The organism is Fundicoccus sp. Sow4_D5 (assembly GCF_052116365.1).
Classification (GTDB): Bacteria; Bacillota; Bacilli; order Lactobacillales; family Aerococcaceae; genus Fundicoccus.
Genome location: NZ_JBQKLF010000036.1, coordinates 1 through 319, shown reverse-complemented (window position 1 = coordinate 319; position 319 = coordinate 1). Strand labels below are relative to the sequence as shown.

Here is a 319-nt window from a genome sequence, read left to right as displayed (position 1 = left end):
TCTATTTGAATTTTTGGGTGGAACGCCGATCCGACTAGTTTGCGACAATCTCAAAGTAGGCGTAGTGAGTCATCCTAAAGAGGGAGATATTGTATTAAATGCACACTATGAAGCCCTAGCGAATCATTATGTGATGGCCATTATGCCAGCTCAAGTTCGAAAACCCAAACAAAAAGCAGCCGTTGAAGGTGCGGTAGGAAAAATTGCGACTGCTCTCATCGCCTCTCTACGCCATGAGACCTTTTCTTCTTTTGCGCTGCTGAAAGAAGCAATTCGAGAAAAGTTACTTATTTATAACGCGAGACCTTTCCAAAAACGC

At 43.3% G+C, this 319-nt stretch carries 1 pseudogene; it reads left to right on the top strand.

The window, feature by feature from the left end:
• Nucleotides 1–319: pseudogene (locus tag ACTQ45_RS13680) on the top strand (IS21 family transposase); the annotation flags it as partial.